Source organism: Caldimonas caldifontis (genome assembly GCF_002930615.1).
Lineage (GTDB): Bacteria > Pseudomonadota > Gammaproteobacteria > Burkholderiales > Burkholderiaceae_C > Caldimonas > Caldimonas caldifontis.
The window spans coordinates 38,637-60,092 of the sequence record NZ_PSNX01000013.1 but is presented as its reverse complement, the minus strand read 5'-3'; the positions used below and the strand labels follow the sequence as shown (position 1 = coordinate 60,092).

The window sequence follows — 21,456 nt, the reverse complement described above, 5'->3', positions numbered from 1 at the left end:
CCAATGGGTGGAGCAACCGATGAACAGGCTCATGGACAGATTCCGAGGACACCCCACCGGTGCAGCGCTGAATGGGCGGGGCATTCCGCTGGATGCCCGCGCAGCGCTGCTGCAGGCGTCGCTGGCCCCGGCCCGCATCACCCGCGAGGCGGCCCAGGCTCTGGCTCAGCTGGCACGCGAGCATGCCCTGGATGGCGGGCGCGTGGTCTTTCATCGGGAGGAACCGGCCCTCGCGCTGTGGCTGGTGGTCTCGGGGCAGGTGGCCCTGGGCACCCTGCGCGAAGGACGCCTGGCCCAGCAGACGCGGCTCGTGGAACCGGGGCAGTGGCTCGATGCGGCCAGCGCCTGGCTCGACGGGCGGCCGTTGGAAGACGCCGTCACCCAGGGGCCGGTGCTCCTGTGGGCGTTCGATGTCGAGGCCGTGCGGGACTGCTGCGTGGACCACCCCAGCCTGGCCGATGCCCTGATCCGCCTGCTGGCGGCCCGGGTGCGTTGTCTCACCGAGGGCACCCTGGGCCTGATGCTCAAGGACGCCGAGGCACGTTGCGCGACGTGGCTGCTTGAACATGCCGAGGTCAAGCCCGGCAGCGATGGCAGCAAGACGGCACTGGTGGCCCTGCGCGAGCGCAAGCGTGCCATTGCATCCCAGCTGGCCGTCACGCCAGAGACCTTCTCGCGGGTGCTGCGTCAGCTGCGCGAGCGCCAGGTGATCGACGTGGCGGGCTATACGGTCAAGGTGCTCGATGTCGATGCACTGCGCCGTGCAGCCGGCGCGCCGGTGGGTTCGCGCGCCGCGGCCTGAGCGCGGCTCAGGTGGGGTCCGAGGTTGCCTGGAGCAGTTCGGCCGCGACGGCCATCGCAATGACCTCCGGCTCCTTGCCCGTGATGCCTGACACGCCGATGGGGCAGGTGATGCGGGCGATGGTGGCGGCGTCCAGCCCCCGTTCGAGCAGGCGGTGCTCGAAGCGGGCGCGTTTGGTCTTCGAGCCGATCAGCCCGAAGTAGCGAAAGTCGCCGCGCCGCACGATGGCCTCGGTGATGCGCAGGTCCAGGTCGTGCTGGTGGGTCATGACCAGGTAGCAGGCTCCCGCCGGCGCGCGGTCCACCTCGGCTTCCACGCTGTCCACACAGAGCCGCTCGACCTGAGGGGGCCATCCACTCGGCCACTGGGTGGGGAAGCAGTCTTCACGCTCGTCGATCCACTGCACGCGGCATGGCAGGGTCGCCAGCAGGCGCACCAGCGCCTGCCCCACGTGGCCGGCACCGTAGAGCTGCAGGTGGAAGCGTGGGGTCGCCTCGGGCCACCGCGACCATTGCCCTTCGTCCAGCGTGGCGAACCCCAAGGTCACGACGCCCCCGCAGCACTGCCCGAGGCGGGGACCGAGCGGGAAGCGCTGCGTGAACGGGTCGAGCGGCCCGCGCCCGAGGGCCTCGCGGGCCAGCCGGATGGCCTCGAACTCCAGGTGGCCACCGCCGATGGTGCCCGCCACCTGGTCCGCCGTGACGAGCATGCGTGTGCCGGCCTCGCGCGGCACCGAGCCCTGGGTCTGGAGGACCTCCACCACGATCGACGGCAGGCCCTGGTCCAGCCAGGCGCGGGCTGATTGACGCAGCATCAGGCCGCCCCGCGCACGGCCTCGATGGCCGTGAGGATGGCCTCTGCCGTGGCCGGGGCGCGCAAGGGCGGGTCCACCCGATGGTGGCCCACGGCCGAGATGGCGTCGCGGATCGCGAAGAACACCGAAAACGGCAGCAGCAGCGGCGGCTCGCCCACCGCCTTGGAGCGGTGGATGCTGTCCTCGCGGTTGTCGGCGTCGAAGAGCTGCACATTGAACACCGGCGGCACATCGTTGGCCGTGGGAATCTTGTAGGTGCTGGGCGCGTGCGTCATCAGCCGGCCGCTGGTGGGATGCCACCAGAGCTCCTCCATCGTGAGCCAGCCCATGCCCTGGATGAAGGCGCCTTCCACCTGGCCGATGTCCACGGCCGGGTTGAGCGAGCGCCCAGCGTCGTAGAGCACATCGGCGCGCAGCGTGCGCGCCTCGCCGGTGAGCGTGTCCACCACCACCTCGGCCACGGCCGCACCGTAGGCGAAGTAGTAGAAGGGGTGGCCGGTGAGCGTCTTCGGGTCCCAGTGGATCTTGGGCGTGGCGTAGAAGCCGTCGCTCCAGAGCTGCACGCGGGCCACGTAGGCGGCGGCCACCAGTTCGGCGAAGGGCAGGGTGGTCGAACCGATCTGCACTTCATCGTTCGCGAAGCGGACGGCGCCCACGTCAACCTCGAACCTGCGGGCGGCAAAGGCGGCGAGCCGCTCTCGGATCTGGCGCGCGGCGTCCTGGGCCGCCTTGCCGTTGAGGTCGCTGCCGGTGGAGGCGGCTGTGGCCGAGGTATTGGCCACCTTGTCGGTGTCGGTGGCACTGCAGCGCACCCGCTCGAAATGCACGCCCAGCTCATGGGCCACCACCTGGGCCACCTTGGTGTTCAGGCCCTGGCCCATTTCCGTGCCACCGTGGTTCACCAGGATGGAGCCATCGTTGTACACGTGCACCAGCGCGCCGGCCTGGTTGAGGTGGGGCACGTTGAACGAGATGCCGAACTTCACCGGCGTGAGCGCCAGGCCCTTCTTCAGCACCGGGTTGCGCGCGTTGAAGGCCGCCACGGCTTCGCGGCGGGCCCGGTACTCGCTGCGCTGCTCCAGCCGTGCCACCAGGTCGTGCAGCAGGTTGTCGTCCACCCGCTGGCCGTAGGGGGTGGTCTGGCCCTCGGGGGCGTAGAAGTTCAGCCGGCGCACGTCCAGCGGATCACGCCCCAGGCGGCGGGCGATGGAATCCAGGATCTGCTCGATCGCGATGGCCCCCTGGGGCCCACCAAAGCCGCGGAAGGCCGTGTTGCTCTGCGTGTTGGTGCGCGCCGCATAGCCGTGCACGGCCACCTCGTGCAGCCAGTAGGCGTTGTCGAAGTGGCACAGCGCCCGCGTCATCACCGGGCCGGAGAGGTCGGCCGAGAAGCCGGCGTTTGACACCATCGTGACCTCGGCGGCGAGCACGCGGCCCTCGTCGTCATGGGCCACGTCGTACTCGTAGTGGAAGCCGTGACGGCGGCCGGTGATGAGGAAATCGTCGTCGCGGTCGACGCGCAGCTTCACGGCGCGGCCCAGCTTCACCGCGGCCATCGCCGCCAGGCAGGCGAACAGAGCCGACTGCGATTCCTTGCCCCCGAAGCCGCCGCCCATGCGACGACACTCCACGCGCACATGGTGCGCGTGCAGGCCCAGGGCATGGGCCACCGCATGCTGCATCTCGGTAGGGTGCTGGGTGGAGCATTGCACCAGCACGCCCCGGTCTTCCAGCGGCCGGGCGTAGGCGATCTGGCCTTCGAGGTAGAACTGTTCCTGCCCGCCCACCTCGAAGCGGCCCTGCAGCCGGTGCGGCGCACGGGCCAGCGCCCGCGGCAAGGCGCCGGGGGCGCTTTCGCGCTTCAGGTGCAGGGGCGGGATCACGTAGCGGCCGGCGGCGTGCGCGGCCATGGCCGTCAGCAGTGGGGGCAGGGGCTCATAGGCCACGACCTCGGGCTGGCGCGCCAGGGCGGCGGCACGGCGGGCGGCCTCCACCGAGCGGGCAATCACGAGGAAGACGGGTTGGCCCACGTAGTGCACCACGCCATCGGCCAGGATGGGATCGTCGCCCTTCACGATGGGGCCCACGTCGTTCACACCCGGGATGTCCGCGGCGGTGTAGACGGCCACCACACCAGGCTGTGCGCGCACGGCCTCCAGCTGCAGGGTGGTGATGCGCGCATGCGGCTCACGCGAGAGGCCCAGCGCGGCATACAGCGTGCCGGCGAGTTCCGGGATGTCGTCCGTGTAGGTGGCTTCGCCGGCCACATGCAGGTGCGCCGATTCGTGCGCCCGGCTCACGCCCACGCGCTGGCCCTGCGCCACGCGGCGGGCCTCGGCCTGGGCATCCTGCCCTGGCGCCGTGGGGTGAACGGGGGAGGGCGTGCCCAGGGTGTCGAGGTCGGCTCGCTGGTTCATGATCGGGCCTCCTCAAGCCATCAGTGGCGCTTCGCGCCAGACGCTGACCGGCGCGCCACCCTCGTGGGCGAGCCAGGCGCGCAGCAGCAGGTTGCCCGCCACCTGCAGACGGTAGCCGGCGCTGGCACGCATGTCGGTGAGGGGCCGGAAGTCATCGGCCAGCGCGCCCATCGCGGCGCGCACCGTCGCTTCGCTCCAGGGCCGGCCTCGCAGCGCGGCCTCGGCGTGCGCGGCCCGGCGCACCGTGGCGGCCAGCCCGCCATAGGCCAGACGCACCTCCCGCACGCGGTCGCCATCCAGATCGAGCGCCAGTCCGAGGCAGACCGCGGAGATGTCGCTGTCGTAGCGCTTGCTGACCTTGTCGGCCCGCACCGTCCAGGTGGATGAGGGCAGCGGCACGATGAGCGACTGGATGAACTCACCCGGGGCGAGCGCGTTCTTCATGTAGTCGAGGTAGAAGCCCTCGAGCGGCAGCTCGCGGGTGCGCCCGCCCTGGCGCAGCACGAGGCGGGCGCCCAGGGCCATCAGCACCGGGGCGCCATCGCCGATGGGCGAGCCGTTGGCGATGTTGCCGCCCAGGGTGCCGGCGTGGCGGATGGGGGGCGAGGCAAAGCGCAGCCACACCTCGGTCAGCGCCGGAATGCGCGAGGCCAGCGCGCTCCAGGCGGCTTCCAGGCTGGCGCCGGCGCCGATGTGCAGCTCGCCGTTGCGTTCATGGATGGCCTGCAGTTCGCGCACGCGGCCCAGGAAGAGCACGTCGCCCAGATCGCGGTGCTGCTTGGTCACCCACAGGCCCACGTCGGTGGCACCGGCGAGCAGGCGGGCGGTGGGGTGGTCCACGCGCAGCCGGGCCAGTTCGTCCAGCGTGCTTGGCGCGAAGAAGCGGGCGCCTGCTGTGGCGAGTTCGGACGTGCTTGCGCACGCCTCGTCCTGCAGCGCGCGCAACGCCGCCTCGATGGGAGCGGTGTCGAAGCGCACGGCGGGCAACTCGAACATCCGCTGGCCGGCATCCAGGATCGGGCGGTAGCCGGTGCAGCGGCACAGGTTGCCCGACAGGTCGTCGGCGAGTTGCTGGCGGCTGGGGCAGGGGCCGGCAGCATTGCGCTCGTAGGTGTGCCACAGCGACATCACGAAGCCGGGTGTGCAGAAGCCGCACTGAGACCCATGGCATTCGACCATGGCCTGCTGGACCGGGTGCAGCGTGCCGCCCGCCAGACGCTTGAGGTCTTCGACGGTGAACAAGGCCTTGCCGTCCAGCGTGGGCAGGAACTGGATGCAGGCGTTGACAGTGCGCAGGTCCAGGCCGCCCACACGGCTGGTGCCGGGCGCGGGGGGGGTCGAGAGGTCGGCCAGTTCACCAACCATCACGGTGCAGGCGCCGCAGTCGCCTTCGGCGCAGCCCTCCTTGGTGCCGGTGCAGTGCCGGTCCTCGCGCAGGAACTGGAGCACCGTGCGCGTGGCCGGGACGTCATCGAGGCTCAGCGTCTGGCCGTGGAGGTGGAGGCGGATCGGACGGGTGGACATGCGCACGAAGGTACTCTTCTGGCCGGGTTTGACTATACAGTCTGGGTCATGATGGTTATCTGAATGAACGTATGGCAACCCGGCCCGGGTTCGACAACATCGAACTCCATCTCATCCGCGTCCTCCACACCGTGATCTCCGAGCGCAGCGTTTCCCGGGCGGCCCTGCGGCTGGGCCAGACCCAGCCGGCCGTGAGCGCCCAGCTCCGGCGCCTGCGTGAACTCACGGGCGATGCGTTGCTGGTGCGCTCGGGCAACGGCATGTCGCCCACGCCGGCCGCGCTGGAATTGCTGGAGCCCGCTGCCACGCTGCTGCGCGAGGCCGAGCGCCTGTTCGGCCTGCCCCAGCGCCACCGGGGCTTCGAGGCGGCCACCGCCGAGGGCCGGTGGCGTGTGGCCGCGAGCGACTACCTCGACCCGCTGTTCCTGCCCGCGCTCGTGGCCCAGCTGCGTCAGGCGGCGCCGGGCATGCAGCTCGATCTGGTGCCGCTCACGGGCGCCTTCGACGTGCGACGCAGCCTCGCGCTGGGCGAGGTGGACCTGGTGGTGGGCAACTGGATGGAGCCGCCCGAGGAACTGCACCTGGGGCGCTTGCTCACCGACGAAGTGGTGTGCCTCGTGCGCCACGACCACCCGGCCGTGCGCAATGCCCGGGGCTGGACGGTGGAGCGCTACCTCGACTGCGACCACGTGGCGCCCATGCCGCTGCACACCGGGCGCGAATCGCTGGGCGTGATCGACGGCCATCTCCAGGCGCTGGGCCTGGAGCGTCGCGTGGCCGTGCGCAGTGCTCACTTCGGCCTCATCCCGCAGATGGTGGCCTCCAGCCTGCTGGTGCTCACCACCGGGCGCCAGTTCTGCCAGCGCTATGTGGGGCAACTGCCGCTGCGCATCGTGCGCTGCCCGGTGGCCTTCCCGCCCATGATCTACTACCAGCTCTGGCACGATCGCACCCACGCCGCGCCGGCCCACCGCTGGCTGCGAGAACAGGTGCGCGACGTCGCGCGAGGGCTGGTGCAGGCATGACCCATCCCTCCCGCATCGCCCTGCGCGGCGACCTGCTCGACTTCACCGCCGACCCCGGTTGGGCGCTCGAAGCCGGCGCGGCCGTGCGCTGGCGGCCTGACCATTGGCTGCTCATCGACGCCGGTCGCATCGTGGGTGCGGCGCCCGGCGATCAGCCGCCGGGTGACGACTGGCAGCGCATCGATCATCGCGGCCATCTCCTCCTGCCGGGCTTCATCGACACGCACGTGCATGCCCCGCAGCTCGACGTGATCGCCAGCTTCGGCACCGAGCTGCTCGACTGGCTCAACACCTACACTTTTCCGGCCGAGCAGCGCTATGCCGATGCGGCCGAGGCCCACGACGGGGCCGAGCGCTTCTGCGACGCCTTGCTGGCCCACGGCACCACGGCTGCAGTGGTGTTCCCCACCGTGCACAAGGTCAGCGCCGACACCTTGCTGGCCGCGGCGCACGCACGCGGCATGCGCCTCGTCACCGGCAAGGTGCTGATGGACCGCCACGCGCCACCGGGCCTGATGGACACCGTCGAGAGCGCCGAACGAGACAGCCGCGAGCTGATCGCCCGCTGGCACGGCACCGGGCGCCTGGCCTATGCGATGACGGTGCGTTTTGCCCCCACCAGCACCGAAGCGCAACTGGACATGGCCGGCCGTTTCCTGCGCGAGGTGCCGGGGCTGTACATGCAGACCCATGTGGCCGAGAACCGCGCCGAGGTGGCCTGGGTGCGGCAGCTCTTTCCCGATGCGCGCAGCTACCTCGACGTCTATCACCGCCACGGCCTGCTGAACGAGCGCGCCGTGCTGGCCCACGGCATCTGGCTCGATGACACCGACCGCCGATTGCTGGCCGACACGGGCGCGCAGATCGCTCACAGCCCCAGCTCCAACCTCTTCCTGGGCAGCGGGCTCTTCGGCTGGCGGGCCCTGGAAGCGGTCGGGGCGCAGGTGAGCGTGGCCAGCGACGTGGGCGGGGGCACCAGCCTGTCGATGACGCGCACCCTGGCCGAGGCCTACAAGGTGCAGGCCCTGCTGGGCGAGAAGCTCACCGCCTGGAAGGCGCTGTACACGGCCACTCGCGGCGCGGCCCAGGCCCTGGGCCTGGACGCCGAGATCGGCAGCTTCGAGCCCGGGCGCATGGCCGACCTGTGCGTGTGGGACTGGGCACAGGGCATCGTGGGCGAGCGTCGCATGGCGGTGGCACGCGACGTGCATGAGCGGGTCTTCGCCTGGATGACCCTGGCCGACGAACGTCACCTGCGCGAGACCTGGGTGGCGGGGCAATGTGCCCACCGCCGGCTGGCGCAGGCACAATCCGGGCCGTGACAAAGCTGCCCGCACTGACGGAGACGTTCATGCCCCCCCGCCTCGAACTGCTGGGCATCAGCAAGCAGTACCCCGCCGTCAAGGCCAACGACCGGATCCACCTCACGGTGCAGCCCGGGGAAATCCACGCCGTGCTGGGCGAGAACGGCGCGGGCAAGTCCACGCTGATGAAGATCATCTACGGCGCGGTGCGACCCGATGAAGGGGAGATGCGTTGGAACGGTCAGCCGGTGGTGGTGCGCAATCCGCACGAAGCGCGTGAGCTGGGCATCAGCATGGTGTTCCAGCATTTCTCGCTCTTCGACACCCTCACCGCGGCCGAGAACGTCTGGCTCGGCCTGGGCAAGCGTTTGAGCCTGGCCCAGGTGAGCGATCGCATCCGCGAAGTCTCGGGGCAGTACGGGCTCGATGTCGAGCCACAGCGCCCGGTGCACACGCTCAGCGTGGGTGAGCGCCAGCGTGTCGAGATCGTGCGCGCGCTGCTGACGAATCCGCAGCTGCTCATCCTCGACGAGCCCACGTCGGTGCTCACGCCCCAGGCGGTCGACAAGCTCTTCGTCACGCTTCGCAAGCTGGCCGACACCGGCTGCTCCATCCTCTACATCAGCCACAAGCTCGATGAGATCCGCACGCTGTGCCATCACTGCACGGTGTTGCGGGGAGGGCGCGTCACGGGCGAGGTCGATCCCACCAAGGAAAGCAACGCCAGCCTGTCGCGCCTGATGATCGGCTCCGACCCGCCGGAGCTGGTGCACCGCGAGGCCCGCGCCGGCGAGGTGGCGCTGGCCGTGCGGGGCCTGAGCCTGCCCAAGCTCCACCCGTTCGGCACGGTGCTGCGCGACATTGCCTTCGAGTTGCGAACCGGCGAGATCCTCGGCGTGGCTGGCGTCTCGGGCAACGGTCAGCAGGAACTGCTGGCCGCGCTGTCGGGGGAGGACACGCGTGCGCCGGGGGACAGCATCCGCCTCTTCGGCCGTGACATCGCCCGCCATGGCGCGCGCCAGCGCCGCAAGGAGGGCCTGCACTTCGTGCCCGAGGAACGCCTGGGCCGCGGGGCCGTGCCCACGCTGTCGCTGGCACTCAACACCCTGCTCACCCGCACCGAGGCCGTGCACCGCGCCACCGGCTGGATCGACATGCACCGCGTACGCGAGATGACCGACGAGATCATCCGCCGCTTCCAGGTCAAGGCCGGGGGGGCTGCCGCAGCGGCCAAGAGCCTGTCGGGGGGCAACCTGCAGAAGTTCATCGTCGGGCGCGAGATCAGCGCCAACCCCCGGGTGCTCATCGTGGCCCAGCCCACCTGGGGGGTGGACGTGGGGGCCGCCGCGCAGATCCGCAGTGAGCTGCTGGCCCTGCGCGATGCCGGCTGCGCACTGCTGGTCGTGAGCGAGGAACTGGAGGAACTGTTCGAGATCAGCGACCGGCTTGTGGTGATCGCCCAGGGGCGGCTCTCGCCGTCGGTACCCACACGCGAGGCAACCGTGGAACAGATCGGTGAGTGGATGAGTGGCCTGTGGCCGCAGACGACCGGAGCCGTCCATGCTCAAGCTTGAAGCGCGCGCCAACCCCTCGCGGGCGATGTCCGTCGCCTCGCCCCTGCTGGCGCTGGCCATCACCGTGCTGATCGGCATCGGCCTGTTTGTCATTCTCGACAAGGACCCGGTCCGCGGCCTGCAGATGTTCTTCGTGGAGCCGCTCAAGAGCGGCTACCAGCTCAGCGAACTGGCGATGAAGGCGGTGCCCCTGGTGCTCATCGCCCTGGGGCTGGCCGTGTGTTTCCGCTCCAACGTCTGGAACATCGGCGCCGAGGGCCAGTTCATCCTGGGCGCGATCTTTGCCGGCGGCATGGCCATGCAGGCCGGGCCCGAGACGGGGCGCTGGTTCTTCGTCATCGTGCTGCTGGCCGGTGTGGTGGGCGGCATGGTCTGGGCGGCCATCACGGCCGGGCTGCGAGACGGCTTCAATGCGAACGAGATCCTCGTGAGCCTGATGCTGGTCTATGTGGCCGACATGCTGCTGAGCTACCTCGTGTACGGGCCCTGGAAGGACCCGGCGGGGTTCAACTTCCCGCAGACCATCACCTTCGCCGACGCCACCAAGGTGCCGCGCCTGTTCACCGGCCTGCGGGTCAATATCGGGCTGGTCATTGCGCTCGTCATGGTGGCCGTGTTCACGGTCTTCCTCTTCCGCACCTATGCGGGCCTGAAGCTGCAGGTGGGCGGGTTGGCCCCGATGGCGGCGCGCTATGCGGGCTTTTCCTCTCGCCAGGCGCTGTGGACGGCGCTGCTGGTGTCGGGCGGCATGGCCGGGCTGGCCGGGGCGCTGGAGGCAGCCGGCCCGCTGGGCCAGCTCACGCCGCACGTGCCCTCGGGCTACGGCTTTGCGGCCATCATCGTGGCCTTCGTGGGGCGGCTGAACCCGGTGGGCATCGTGTTCTCGGCCATCCTGATGAGCATGTTCTACATCGGCGGTGAACTCGCCCAGTCGCGCATGGGCCTGCCCAAGTCCATCACCGGCGTCTTCCAGGGCCTGCTGCTGTTTGCGCTGCTGGCCTGCGACACCTTGATCCACCACCGCATCCGCTGGCAGCGCGGTGCGAGGGTCGCCACCGCCAGGCAGGAGGCCTGAATGGAACCCATCGCCCTCCTGATCGCCGCCACGATGAACGCCGGTACCGTGCTGGCCATCGCCTCGCTGGGCCTGCTCATCAATGAGCGTGCCGGGATCGTCAACCTCGGCGCCGAAGGCATGATGCTGGTGGCCGCCATCGCCGGCTTTGCCACCGGCGTGCACACCGGCAACGACTGGCTGGCCTTTGCGGCGGGAGCCGGTGCCGGCGCCACCATGGCCCTGGTCTTCGGGGTGCTGGTGATCTGGCTCAACACCAACCAGTACGCCTCGGGCCTGGCGCTCAGCCTCTTCGGCGTGGGCTTCTCGGCCTTCGTGGGCATCCGCTACACCCAGGAACGCCTCGGTGACCGTCCGCGCTTCGAGATCCCGGGCCTGGCCGACCTGCCTTTCGTGGGGCCAGCCTTCTTCAAGCACCACCCCATGGTCTACATCGCCATCGTGCTCACGGTGGTGCTGGCCTGGTTCCTCTACCGCTCGCGCGCCGGCCTCGTGCTGCGCGCCGTGGGCGAGTCGCCCGAGTCGGCCCATGCGCTGGGCTATCCGGTGCGCCGCATCCGCCTGCTGGCCGTGCTGGCGGGCGGGGCCCTGTGCGGCCTGGCGGGGGCCTACATCTCGGTCATCTACACCCCGCTGTGGGTGGAGGGCATGATCGCCGGCAAGGGCTGGATCGCGCTGGCGCTCACCACCTTCGCCACCTGGCGCCCGGCACGCGTGTTGCTTGGGGCTTACCTGTTCGGGGGCGTGACCATGCTCCAGTTCCACCTGCAGGGGCAGGGGGTGCAGATCGCGAGCCAGTTGCTCACGATGCTGCCCTACCTGGCCACCATCGTGGTGCTGGTGCTGATCTCGCGCAATCCGACCTTCATCCGCGTCAACATGCCGGCGTCGCTGGGCAAGCCCTTCTACCCCGGCAGTTGATGGCTTCATAATTGTTCATTCACCACCCCGCCACTCTCTCATCGGAGACGCTTCGACATGACCGACTTCACCAAGCGCACCCTGATCCGGCTGGCCGGCCTGGGCACCCTGGCCGCCGCCGCCGCTCTCGTGGGCTGCGGCAAGAAGGAAGAGCCTGCTGCACCGGCCGCCACGGCCGAGGCGCCTGCTGCCAAGCCTGCCCCCCTGAAGATCGCCTTTGCCTACGTCGGTCCGGTGGGTGACGCCGGCTGGACCTTCGCTCACGACAACGGCCGCAAGGCCGTCGAGGCCGAGTTCGGCGACCGTGTGCAGACCTCCTTCGTCGAGAGCGTGCCCGAGGGGGCCGACGCTGAACGCGTCATCCGCGACATGGTCAACCAGGGCAACAAGCTCATCTTCGGCACCACCTTCGGCTACATGGACTACATGCTGAAGATCGCGGGTGACCACAAGGACGTGAAGTTCGAGCATGCCACCGGCTACAAGACGGCCGAGAACATGCGCACCTACGATTCGCGCACCTACGAAGGGGCCTACATGGCCGGCGTGATTGCCGGTGCGATGACGAAGTCGAACACCCTGGGCGTGGTGGGCTCGGTGCCCATCCCCGAGGTGATCCGCAACATCAACTCCTTCACCCTGGGCGCCCAGAGCGTCAACCCCAAGGTCACGACCAAGGTGGTGTGGGTGAACAAGTGGTTCGACCCGCCCAAGGAAGGCGAAGCCGCGCAGTCCCTGCTCAACCAGGGCGCCGACGTGCTGTTCCAGAACACCGACTCGTCGGCCGTGCTGCAGGCGGCCGAAAAGGCCGGCAAGCTGGCCTTCGGCTGGGACTCCGACATGAGCCACTTCGGCCCGAACGCCCACCTGGGCTCGGCCATCATCAACTGGGCGCCGTACTACATCAAGGCCACCCGTGACGTCCTCGAAGGCACCTGGAAGACCGAAACCACCTGGTGGGGCGTGAAGGAAGGTGCGATCGACCTGGTGTCCATCTCCGACAAGGTGCCGGCCGACATCCGAGCCAAGGTGGACTCCATCCGTGCCGGCCTGAAGGAAGGCAGCTACCACATCTGGAAGGGCCCCATCACCGGCCAGGACGGCAAGGAAGTCCTGAAGGACGGCGAGGTCGCCGACGACAAGTTCCTGCACGGCATCAACTTCTACATCAAGGGTGTGGAGGGCAAGGTTCCGGCAGGGAGCTGATCTCCACCCACCCCCTACGGCCTTCGGCCGCCCCCTCAAGGGGGCGCCGCTGGCGGACCGGCGGAGCCGGATCCGCGGCGTCCGCTGGATGGTTCGGTTCTTGCCCGAAAGCCTGCGATGAGCGCGGCGATGGAATCCACGCTGTGGCACCCCGTGTGTGCCAGTGACGATCTGGGGGCCGCGCCCCTGGCCGTGCGTCTGCTCGAACGCGACCTGGTGCTGTGGCGCGATGCCGGCGGACAGGCCCGGGCCTTCAACGACCAGTGTCCGCATCGCGGCGCCCGGCTGTCGCTGGGGCGGGTGCAAGGCGACCTGCTGGAGTGTCCTTACCATGGCTGGCGCTTCGAAGGCTCCGGCCAGTGTGTGGCCATCCCGGCCGCGCCCGAGTTCACACCGCCCGCGGGGCACCGGGTGGGCTGTTTCGATGTGGCCGAGACGGCCGGCCTGGTGTGGGTGCGGCTCGAAGCTTCCGAGGCCGCATTGCCCACGATCGACGGCGAGGACGACCCGCGGCTGCGCAAGCTCACGGTCGGCCCCTATGACGTGGCGACGAGTGCGCCACGCATCGTCGAGAACTTCCTCGACCTGTCGCACTTCGGCTTCGTGCACGAAGGCTGGCTGGGCGACCGCGAGCACGTGGCCCAGGTGCCATACCAGGTGAGCGAGTCGGCGGCGGGGCTCTTGGCCACGGGCTGTCGCGCCTGGCAGCCGCAGAGCAACCGCCTGGCGCAACAGGGCAGTGAGGTGGAATACACCTACACCGTGCCGGGCCCCTATCGGGCGATGCTCACCAAGCTGCCGCAGGCCCAGTCGGGCTACCGCGATGTCATCCACCTCTTCGTCTGCCCCATCGAACCCGAACGCAGCCGCGTGTGGTTCCGTCTGGCGTTGACCGACTTCGATTCCAGCGACGACGACCTGCGCGCCTTCCAGCACACCATCTTCACCCAGGACCAGCCGGTGCTGGAATCACAGCGGCCGCGCCGCCTGCCCCTGTCCGGCGGGGAACTGCACAGCGCAGCCGACCGATTGAGCACGGCCTACCGGCGCTACCTGCGCCAGCAGGGCATCACTTTCGGCGTCTGCTAAAAAAAAGGGCCCGCCAGGCGGCGGGCCCAATCCCCGTTCCCTGAAGTTTGTGAGAGTGGATCAGTCGTTGTTCAGACTCGACCAGACGGTGTCGCACTGGTGCTCGGCGGCGAAGTTCAGGCGCGTGGTGATGCCCTCACCGGCCGCCACGTCCAGGCCCAGGTAAGTGGGCGTGCCGGTCGTGAAGGCGGGCCAGGCCGGCAGCCCGGGTGCGTCGGGTTGGCCGGTGCGAGCGAACCGGGTGAAATAGCGCACGATCGCCTCCTTGAGCGCTGTCTGCTCCGCGTTCAGCGCACGTGGCATGTCGAAGAGGTACTGCAACTCGGACGAGTGAGCCGCACCTTGCGGGAAGCTCACCGCCGGCAGCACTTCCGGCACGCTGCGGTCGCGGAACTCATAGGAATAGACGGCCTGGCCGTGACCGGACAGCCGGCGTGCCGCATTGAGGCCATTGCACGCAAACACCAGATCCGTGCCCAGGGCCCCGAAGGCATAGCTCGCGTTGTTGTCGAACAAGGCTGGGTTGTAGGGCATGCTGGCCAGGAAGGTGGCGGTCGGCGCGGGCAGCCCCAGCCCTTCGATGGCCGCCGGCAGGGTCTCGGCGGTCAGCGGGGCCGCGCCGCCCAGTTCGTTCAGTGCGGCGAAGAGCCGGTACTCGTCGCGCGTGGTGCCCTGGATGACGGGCACGGCGTGCTGTGTGCCGGCCCACACTTTCGTACGCACCGAGGCATCGAGCACCTGACCGTCGACGCTGGGCACGGGCCCGCGTGGATAGGCGGTCATCTGTGCACCGAGCAGGGCTCCCACGGGCAGGCTGCGCAGACAGTCAACGGAGCTCGTATCGCAGGCCGCACCACCGGCACCAGTCACGATGCTCATCGCGGCCGTGGCCAGGGTCTGGCCCTTGCTCTCGGAAAGGCTCAGGGTGTCCTGGACGTCCAGGCCGTAGGCGCCGCTCATGACGATGGCCTTGTGGAAAAGCCCTGCCGACGCAGGCGCCGCCAGGTGGGACATCACGCTGAACCCGCCGGCGGATTCTCCGAAGATCGTGACGTTGCCCGCATCGCCCCCGAAGGCGGCGATGTTGTCGCGCACCCAGCGCAGTGCAGCCTGCTGATCCATCAGGCCGTAGTTGCCGGAGGCACCGCCTTGTTCATTGCTCAGGGCCGGATGGGCCATGAAGCCCAGGGCCCCCAGGCGGTAGTTGAGCGTCACCACCACCACACCCTGGCCGACCAGGCTGGAGACGTCGGTGTAGCCGGCACTGGTGCCCAGATAGAAGGCGCCGCCGTGGAACCACACCATCACCGGGTGCGGCCCGGCGGTCGCGGGACGGAAGACGTTGAGCGTGAGGCAGTCTTCGTTCACCGTGGTGGTGGGCGGTCCGAAGGCACTGCCGGGCTGGGCACAGGCCGGGCCGAAGGCGGTGGCATCGCGCTCATCCGTCCACGGCGCGGGCGCCTGGGGAGCGCGCCAGCGCAGGGCACCCACGGGTGGCGCGGCGTAGGGGATGCCCTTGAACTGCAGCACCGTGTTGCCGGCATCGGCTTCGCCACGCACCGGGCCCGAGGTGGTGTTCACCCGTGTGGGGTCTGCTGGCGGTGCGTCGCTGCTGCCGCCGCCGCAGGCGGCCAGCGCGAGAGCAAGGGCCAGTCCGGCGAGGGCGAGCGGCCGGGAACGGCGAGAGAGGCGAGTGTGGAACAAGGCGGTCTCCTGGATCGTTGTCGTGCAGCCCCGTCGAGGCTTGCTGGCATCATTCCACTGCCACCCTTTGACGAGGTGTCACCCGTGCGGCGGGATGAACCCGCACCAGGGGCGTCACCCGTGCGACAGTTGGGACATCGATCTTGCGGAGTTCTTTCCATGCGAACCGACCTCACCCTGCCCCCCGATGCACTGGCCGAGCTGCTGCGCACCATGCCCAAGACCGAGCTGCACATCCACATCGAAGGCTCGCTGGAGCCCGAGCTCATCTTCGAGCTGGCGCGCCGTAATGGCGTGGCGCTGGCCTACCCCGACGTGGACGGTCTGCGCCGCGCTTATGCCTTCACTGACCTGCAGAGCTTCCTCGATATCTATTACGCCGGTGCCAGCGTGCTGCAAACAGAAGCCGACTTCTTCGACATGGCCATGGCTTATTTCCGCCGGGCCGTGGCTGACGGGGTGGTGCACGCCGAGCTCTTCTTCGACCCGCAGACCCACACCGACCGAGGGGTGCCGTTCGAGACCGTGATCCGCGGCCTGACCCGCGCGCGCGAGACGGCACAGCGTGAACTGGGCCTGAGCAGCGCCCTCATCCTGTGCTTCCTGCGCCACCTCAGCGAGGAGGCCGCCTTCGAAACGCTGGAAGAGGCCCTGCCGTGGCGGGACCACTTCGTGGGCGTGGGGCTGGACAGCAGCGAACGGGGCCATCCGCCCGAGAAGTTCGCCAAGGTCTTTGCCCGCTGCCGGGAACTCGGCCTGCGCCTGGTGGCCCATGCGGGCGAGGAGGGCCCGCCGGCCTATGTGTGGAGTGCCCTCGATGTGCTGAAGGTCGAACGCATCGACCACGGTGTGCGGGCGCTGGAAGATGCCAATCTGGTGCAACGCCTGGCGCGCGACCGGGTGCCGCTCACGGTGTGCCCTCTGTCCAACGTCAAGCTGCGGGTGTTCGACCGCCTGTCGGACCACAATCTGGGACAATTGCTGGCGTCGGGTCTGGTGGCCACCGTCAATTCCGACGACCCGGCCTATTTCGGCGGCTACCTCCACCAGAACTTCGTCGAGACCTTTGCCGCGCTGCCTGCATTGCAGGCGCCCCAGGCCTACACGCTGGCACGCAACAGCATCGAGGCCAGCTTTGCGCAGGCCTCGGCCAAGGCGCGCTGGATCGAGCAGCTCGACGCCCACTTCGCAAGCTTTCACTGAACGCGTGCCTCTGCGCCCCAGGAGGCCACGCGCCTGCCTCGGGGCCATGTAGAGGAACACCATGTACAAAAACCTCAAGCGCGCGGCCGTGGCCGCAGCTTTTGCGTTTGCCTTCGCCAGCGGCCTGTCGGCCCAGACCCCTCCACCCAAGCCGCTGCCGGCCGCCCCCGCGCCGCTGAAGGTGGGTTTTGTCTTCGTGAGCCCGGTGGGCGAAGCGGGCTGGACCTACCAGCACAACCAGGGCCGGCTCGAACTGGAAAAGAACCTGGGGTCGAAGGTGCAGACCACCTTCGTCGAGAACGTGGCCGAGGGGGCCGATTCCGAGCGCGTGATGCGCGACCTGGCCGCCCAGGGCAACCGCCTCATCATTGCCAGCAGCTTCGGCTACCTCGAGCCGGCGCTCAAGGTGGCGGCCGACTTCCCTCAGGTGGCCTTCGAGCATGCCGGCGGCTACAAGACCGCGGCCAACCTCAACACCTACAACGCGCGCTACTACGAAGGCCGCTACCTTGCCGGGCTGATCGCCGGGCGCATGACGCGCAGCGGCACGGCGGGCTATGTGGCGGGCTTCCCCGTGCCGGAGGTGGTGCAGGGCATCAACGCCTTTGCCCGCGGGCTGCGCGAGGCCAACCCACAGGCGCAGTTGCGGGTGATCTGGCTCAACGCCTGGTTCGACCCGGCGCGCGAGCGCGAAGCGGCGCTCACGCTGATGCGCCAGGGCGCCGACGTGATCACCAACCACAGCGGCTCGACCGCGGTGGCCCAGACGGTCGAGGCCGAAGGGCGCTGGTTCATCGGCTACCAGAGCGACATGCGCCGCTTCGCCCCGAAGCGCCAGCTCACGGCCGTCACCCACCACTGGGGGGGCTACTACACCCGGGTGGCCCAGGCGATGCTGGACGGGCGCTGGACACCCACACCGGCCTGGGGCGGCTTGAAGGACGGCTTCATCGACCTCGCACCCCTGCACCCGGAGATCCCGGCGGACGTGGCCAAACTCGTGCGCGAGCGTCGGCAAGCCATCGAAGAGGGCCGCTTCCATCCCTTTGCCGGCCGCATCGTCGACAACCAGGGCCGGGTGCGCCATGAGGGCGGCCCGATGGACGACCGCCGCATCGCGGCCATGGACTACTACGTCGAAGGCGTGGTGGGCCAGCTGCCCGGGCGCTGATCAGCCGGCCAGGGCCTCGGCCAGCGCCGTGGCCCGGGGCCCGAAGGCATAGGCATCCATGCCCAGGCAGCCATAGGTCACGCCCGCGTGCAGGCGCACCGGCACCGCGTCGCGGCCGCCGGCGCCCGCCGGGGCATAGAAGGGCAGCCAGTGTTCGTCGGTGGGATGCATCAGCGCGGCATGTGGCGCCAGCCGCCGGTAGTCGAGCAGCGCCGGCCAGTCGCGCGCGGTGCTGCGTTCCCACACCCACTGCCGGAAGGCGGCGCTCTCGGGCGTTTCGGGCAGGCCGTCGAGGCGGCCGCTGCCCAGTGCCAGGCGCAGGTTGTGCGTGATGCTGCCGGTGCCCAGGATCAGCACGCCGTCCTCGGCCAGCGGTGCCAGAGCTTCTCCGATGGCGAAGTGCTCGGCCGGCGCGGCAAAGGGCACCAGTGAGAGCGGCACGATGGGGATGTCGGCCGCGGGCCAGGCATGGACCAGCGGCGTCCAGATGCCATGGTCGAGCCCCCCTTCAGCCAGCACATGGTGGCCAATGCCGGCAGCGCCAAGGCGAGCAGAGACGGCCTGCGCCAACCCGGGGTCGCCCGGCGCGTCGTAGCGCATCTCGTACAGCGCCTGCGGGAAACCGCCGAAGTCATGGATGGTTTCGTGCCGGGAGGCGGCCAGCAGCACGGGCTCGCGCGTGGTCGTGTGGGCCGAAACCGCCAGGATGGCGCGAGGACGGCCGAAGGCCCGCTCGATCGCCGGGCCCAGGCGTCGGAAGAAGGCGCCGGTGTCCCCGGGCTCCAGCGCAATCAGCGGCGAGCCATGGGACAGGAAGAGCGGGGGCAGGGCGGTGGACATCATGGCATCCAGTGGACCATGGGTCGGGACCGCCGGGGTTGCAGGCACTTGATGGCTGCGTTCAGAACCGTTCATCGCCTGACAAGACCCCAGGCCCGCGAGAGGGCGGTGGCTCGGCTATCGTTGCCGCTGTCACTGACCCGGAAATCCCATGTCGCGAAACGTCCTGTCCCTTGCACTCCGCCAGACCCTGCGCGATTTCCGTGCCGGTGAGTTGCGCCTGCTGGTCGTGGCCGTGATGCTGGCGGTGGCCGCGCTCACCGCCGTGGGATTCTTCGCCGATCGCCTCAAGAACGGCCTGAACCGCGACGCCGCCCAGCTCCTGGGGGGCGACGCCATTGTCGCGAGCGATCAGCCCACGCCCGCCGCCTTCATCGAGCAGGCCCGGGCGCAGGGGCTGGAGCAGGCCCACACGGTGGCCTTCCCCAGCATGGCGCGTGCGCCCGACGCGCAAGGGGGGGCCACGCGGCTGGCCTCCGTGAAGGCCGTGAGCGAAGGCTATCCCCTGCGGGGGCAGGTCCGCGTGACCCGGCAGCCGGGCGCTGGGGACGAACCGGCCGGCGGCATCCCCGAGCCGGGCAGTGTCTGGGTGGATGCCGCCTTGCTCGATGCCCTGCAGCTGCGGGTGGGTGATGAGCTGATGCTCGGAGATGCCGGCCTGCGCATCAGCCGGGTCATCACGCTCGAACCCGATCGCGGGGCCGGCTTCATGGCCTTTGCCCCGAGGGTGATGCTCAACGAGGCCGACCTGGCGGCCACGGCGCTGATCCAGCCCGCCAGCCGGGTGACCTATCGCCTGGCCGTGGCCGCGCCCGCCGGGCGTGAGGCCGAGGTGGGGCGCTACCTGGCCTGGGCCGATGCCCATATCCACTCGGCCGGCCTGCGGGGGGTGCGCCTGGAGTCGCTGGAGAGCGGCAGCCCGGAGATGCGCCAGACGCTCGACCGCGCCGAGCGCTTCCTGAACCTGGTGGCGCTGCTGGCCGCGCTGCTGGCGGCGGTGGCGGTCGGCATCGCCGCGCGCGACTTCGCCTCCCGCCATCTGGATGACTGCGCCATGTTGCGTGTGCTGGGCCTGTCGCAGCGCACCATTGCGGGCAGCTACGCCCTGGAGTTCGCCTTCGTGGGCCTGCTGGCCAGCACCTTGGGCGTGGTGCTGGGCTATGCCGTGCACCATGTCTTCGTTGCCTTGCTGGCCGGGCTGGTCGAGGCCACGCTGCCCGCGCCGGGGCCGTGGCCGGCGGTGTTCGGACTGGGGGTGGGCCTGACCCTGCTTTTTGGCTTCGGGCTGCCGCCGGTGCTGCAGCTGGCCCAGGTGCCGCCGCTGCGCGTGATCCGCCGGGACGTCGGCGAACTCAAGCCGGCTTCGCTGGCTGTGCTGTCGGCTGGCGCACTGGGCTTTGCCGGCTTGCTGGTGGCGGCGTCCAGCGAGTTGCGCCTGGGCCTGATCGTGGTGGGGGGCTTTGCCGCCGCCATCTCGCTGTTCGCCCTGATGGGCTGGCTGGCGGTGCAGGTGCTGCGGCGCACGGTCTCCGAAGTGGGGGCGCCGCGCTGGCTGCTGCTGGCCACCCGCCAGGTGGCGGCGCGCCCTGGCTTTGCCGTGCTGCAGGTCTCGGCCCTGGCCGTGGGCCTGCTGGCGCTGGTGCTGCTGGTGCTGCTGCGCACCGACCTGATCTCCAGCTGGCGCCAGGCGACGCCGCCCGATGCACCGAACCGCTTCGTCATCAACATCCAGCCCGAGCAGGCCGAGCCCTTCCGCGAGCGGCTCTCACAGGCGGGCGTGAGCGGCTACGACTGGTATCCCATGGTACGGGGCCGTCTGGTCACGATCAACGGCGAGGCGGTCGACCCCGACCGCTACACCGACGAGCGGGCACGCCGTCTGGTGGACCGGGAATTCAACCTGAGCCACGCGGCCGAGCTGCCGTCACACAACGAACTCGTGCAAGGGCGCTGGGTGCCGGAGGAGGAGGGCGCCATCAGCATCGAGGAAGGAATTGCCCAGCGGCTGGGGCTGAAGATGGGCGACACGCTGGGCTTTGACATCGCCGGGATCATCGTGCCGGCGCGCATCACCAGCGTGCGCAAGGTGGACTGGGCCTCGATGCGCGTCAACTTCTTCGCGATGTTCCCGCAAAGCCGGATGGACGATCTGCCCACCACCTACATCGCGGCCTTCCGAGCGCCTGACGAGGCCGGTTTCGACAACAGCCTCAGCCGCGACTTCCCCAACATCACGAACGTCGATGTCTCGGCCTCGATCGCCCAGGTGCAGCGGGTGCTGGACCAGGTGATCCGGGCGGTCGAGTTCCTCTTCGGATTCACGCTGGCGGCGGGCCTGGTGGTGCTTTTTGCGGCCGTGACGGCCACCCGCGAGGCCCGTGAGCGCGAATTCGCGGTGATGCGCGCCATGGGGGCGGGCCGGCGCCTGCTCGAGCGGGTGCAGCGCGCCGAGCTGCTGGGCGTGGGGGCCCTGGCGGGGCTGCTGGCGGCGGGTGCGGCCATCGCCGTGGGCTGGGTGCTGGCGCGCTACGCCTTCGAGTTCAGCTGGGGGCCCTCGCCCTGGGTGCCGCTCGCCGGAACCCTGGCCGGCGCGGCCCTGGCCCTGGCGGCCGGCTGGTGGGGGCTGCGGGAGGTCCTGCGCCGCCCCGTGGTGGAGACCCTGCGCAAGGCGTCCACCTGATCGTCAGCACGATCGGCAGGGCTCAAGTCGTCGGCGTGTCGGCCGATATGCCAGTGAATCTGCGGCCACTTCGGCAGCATCCGGCCCTGGGTCGCGCTGCTAGACTG

The 21,456-nt window shown here is 69.8% G+C and carries 16 protein-coding genes; 11 read left to right on the top strand and 5 right to left on the bottom strand.

The genetic code is table 11. The features are described from left to right. The first annotated feature begins 31 nt into the window (after window positions 1-31). On the top strand, window positions 32-802 hold the full coding sequence (locus tag C1704_RS13970) for a Crp/Fnr family transcriptional regulator (protein WP_104303355.1): 771 nt from the start codon (window positions 32-34) through the stop codon (window positions 800-802). Between the two features lie 7 nt (window positions 803-809). Here C1704_RS13970 and xdhC read toward each other — a convergent pair whose 3' ends face one another. Genes xdhC through xdhA form a run of 3 tightly spaced genes read right to left on the bottom strand, consistent with a single transcriptional unit; the run spans window position 810 to window position 5,557 of the window. Next, window positions 810-1,616, bottom strand: a complete 807-nt coding sequence (gene xdhC, locus C1704_RS13965; RefSeq protein WP_104303354.1) for a xanthine dehydrogenase accessory protein XdhC — start codon at window positions 1,614-1,616, stop codon at window positions 810-812. Continuing rightward, on the bottom strand, window positions 1,616-4,033 hold the full coding sequence (gene xdhB, locus C1704_RS13960) for a xanthine dehydrogenase molybdopterin binding subunit (protein ID WP_104303353.1): 2,418 nt from the start codon (window positions 4,031-4,033) through the stop codon (window positions 1,616-1,618). The genes xdhC and xdhB overlap by 1 nt, the downstream gene beginning before the upstream one ends. Before the next feature lie 12 nt (window positions 4,034-4,045). Further along, entirely contained in the window at window positions 4,046-5,557 is a 1,512-nt protein-coding gene (xdhA, locus tag C1704_RS13955; RefSeq protein WP_104303352.1) for a xanthine dehydrogenase small subunit, read from the bottom strand. A 71-nt stretch (window positions 5,558-5,628) separates the two neighbouring features. Between xdhA and C1704_RS13950 the strand changes: the two genes are divergently transcribed. The 7 genes from C1704_RS13950 to C1704_RS13920 all read left to right on the top strand — a co-directional run bounded on the left by C1704_RS13950 (window position 5,629) and on the right by C1704_RS13920 (window position 13,751). Beyond that, on the top strand, window positions 5,629-6,582 hold the full coding sequence (locus C1704_RS13950) for a LysR family transcriptional regulator (protein WP_104303351.1): 954 nt from the start codon (window positions 5,629-5,631) through the stop codon (window positions 6,580-6,582). Continuing rightward, window positions 6,579-7,904 (top strand): guanine deaminase, encoded by a 1,326-nt coding sequence (gene guaD / locus C1704_RS13945; protein ID WP_104303350.1) that lies wholly within the window; start codon window positions 6,579-6,581, stop codon window positions 7,902-7,904. Before C1704_RS13950 ends, guaD begins: the two co-directional genes overlap by 4 nt. A gap of 29 nt (window positions 7,905-7,933) precedes the next feature. Next, window positions 7,934-9,460: an ABC transporter ATP-binding protein gene (locus C1704_RS13940; protein ID WP_104303349.1), complete on the top strand. Its 1,527-nt coding sequence runs from the start codon at window positions 7,934-7,936 to the stop codon at window positions 9,458-9,460. Beyond that, on the top strand, window positions 9,447-10,535 hold the full coding sequence (locus C1704_RS13935; protein WP_104303348.1) for an ABC transporter permease: 1,089 nt from the start codon (window positions 9,447-9,449) through the stop codon (window positions 10,533-10,535). The genes C1704_RS13940 and C1704_RS13935 overlap by 14 nt, the downstream gene beginning before the upstream one ends. After that, window positions 10,536-11,456 (top strand): ABC transporter permease, encoded by a 921-nt coding sequence (locus C1704_RS13930; protein WP_104303347.1) that lies wholly within the window; start codon window positions 10,536-10,538, stop codon window positions 11,454-11,456. It begins immediately after the preceding gene. Window positions 11,457-11,513: 57 nt separating this feature from the next. After that, window positions 11,514-12,662 carry a BMP family ABC transporter substrate-binding protein gene (locus C1704_RS13925; protein ID WP_104303346.1) on the top strand — a complete coding sequence of 383 codons (1,149 nt, stop codon included), beginning with the start codon at window positions 11,514-11,516 and terminating at the stop codon, window positions 12,660-12,662. 129 nt (window positions 12,663-12,791) lie between these two features. Next, a complete protein-coding gene (locus tag C1704_RS13920; RefSeq protein WP_104303345.1) occupies window positions 12,792-13,751 on the top strand; it encodes an aromatic ring-hydroxylating dioxygenase subunit alpha in 960 nt (319 codons plus the stop codon). Window positions 13,752-13,811: 60 nt separating this feature from the next. Here the strand turns inward: C1704_RS13920 and C1704_RS13915 are convergent, their stop codons facing one another. Beyond that, a complete protein-coding gene (locus C1704_RS13915) occupies window positions 13,812-15,455 on the bottom strand; it encodes a carboxylesterase/lipase family protein (RefSeq protein WP_170064710.1) in 1,644 nt (547 codons plus the stop codon). 159 nt (window positions 15,456-15,614) lie between these two features. On the opposite strand from C1704_RS13915, the gene C1704_RS13910 reads away from it, so the two are divergent. Both C1704_RS13910 and C1704_RS13905 read left to right on the top strand, forming a co-directional pair. Beyond that, the gene (locus tag C1704_RS13910) at window positions 15,615-16,658 is read left to right on the top strand and encodes an adenosine deaminase (RefSeq protein WP_104303343.1); all 1,044 of its coding nucleotides are present in this window, start codon (window positions 15,615-15,617) and stop codon (window positions 16,656-16,658) included. Between the two features lie 61 nt (window positions 16,659-16,719). Further along, on the top strand, window positions 16,720-17,829 hold the full coding sequence (locus C1704_RS13905) for a BMP family ABC transporter substrate-binding protein (protein ID WP_104303342.1): 1,110 nt from the start codon (window positions 16,720-16,722) through the stop codon (window positions 17,827-17,829). Here the strand turns inward: C1704_RS13905 and C1704_RS13900 are convergent, their stop codons facing one another. Continuing rightward, window positions 17,830-18,672: a dioxygenase family protein gene (locus C1704_RS13900; protein ID WP_104303341.1), complete on the bottom strand. Its 843-nt coding sequence runs from the start codon at window positions 18,670-18,672 to the stop codon at window positions 17,830-17,832. It lies immediately after the preceding gene. Between the two features lie 148 nt (window positions 18,673-18,820). Between C1704_RS13900 and C1704_RS13895 the strand changes: the two genes are divergently transcribed. Then, complete coding sequence (locus tag C1704_RS13895) at window positions 18,821-21,349, top strand: ABC transporter permease (RefSeq protein ID WP_104303340.1); 2,529 nt, start codon at window positions 18,821-18,823, stop codon at window positions 21,347-21,349. Window positions 21,350-21,456: the final 107 nt, after the last annotated feature.

Bases quoted from the DNA above. Each gene is read 5' to 3' on its own strand.
- C1704_RS13970 (WP_104303355.1), top strand. From the start codon at position 32: ATGGACAGATTCCGAGGACACCCCACCGGTGCAGCGCTGAATGGGCGG.
- xdhC (WP_104303354.1), bottom strand. From the start codon at position 1,616: ATGCTGCGTCAATCAGCCCGCGCCTGGCTGGACCAGGGCCTGCCGTCG.
- xdhB (WP_104303353.1), bottom strand. From the start codon at position 4,033: ATGAACCAGCGAGCCGACCTCGACACCCTGGGCACGCCCTCCCCCGTT.
- xdhA (WP_104303352.1), bottom strand. From the start codon at position 5,557: ATGTCCACCCGTCCGATCCGCCTCCACCTCCACGGCCAGACGCTGAGC.
- C1704_RS13950 (WP_104303351.1), top strand. From the start codon at position 5,629: ATGGCAACCCGGCCCGGGTTCGACAACATCGAACTCCATCTCATCCGC.
- guaD (WP_104303350.1), top strand. From the start codon at position 6,579: ATGACCCATCCCTCCCGCATCGCCCTGCGCGGCGACCTGCTCGACTTC.
- C1704_RS13940 (WP_104303349.1), top strand. From the start codon at position 7,934: ATGCCCCCCCGCCTCGAACTGCTGGGCATCAGCAAGCAGTACCCCGCC.
- C1704_RS13935 (WP_104303348.1), top strand. From the start codon at position 9,447: ATGCTCAAGCTTGAAGCGCGCGCCAACCCCTCGCGGGCGATGTCCGTC.
- C1704_RS13930 (WP_104303347.1), top strand. From the start codon at position 10,536: ATGGAACCCATCGCCCTCCTGATCGCCGCCACGATGAACGCCGGTACC.
- C1704_RS13925 (WP_104303346.1), top strand. From the start codon at position 11,514: ATGACCGACTTCACCAAGCGCACCCTGATCCGGCTGGCCGGCCTGGGC.
- C1704_RS13920 (WP_104303345.1), top strand. From the start codon at position 12,792: ATGGAATCCACGCTGTGGCACCCCGTGTGTGCCAGTGACGATCTGGGG.
- C1704_RS13910 (WP_104303343.1), top strand. From the start codon at position 15,615: ATGCGAACCGACCTCACCCTGCCCCCCGATGCACTGGCCGAGCTGCTG.
- C1704_RS13905 (WP_104303342.1), top strand. From the start codon at position 16,720: ATGTACAAAAACCTCAAGCGCGCGGCCGTGGCCGCAGCTTTTGCGTTT.
- C1704_RS13900 (WP_104303341.1), bottom strand. From the start codon at position 18,672: ATGATGTCCACCGCCCTGCCCCCGCTCTTCCTGTCCCATGGCTCGCCG.
- C1704_RS13895 (WP_104303340.1), top strand. From the start codon at position 18,821: ATGTCGCGAAACGTCCTGTCCCTTGCACTCCGCCAGACCCTGCGCGAT.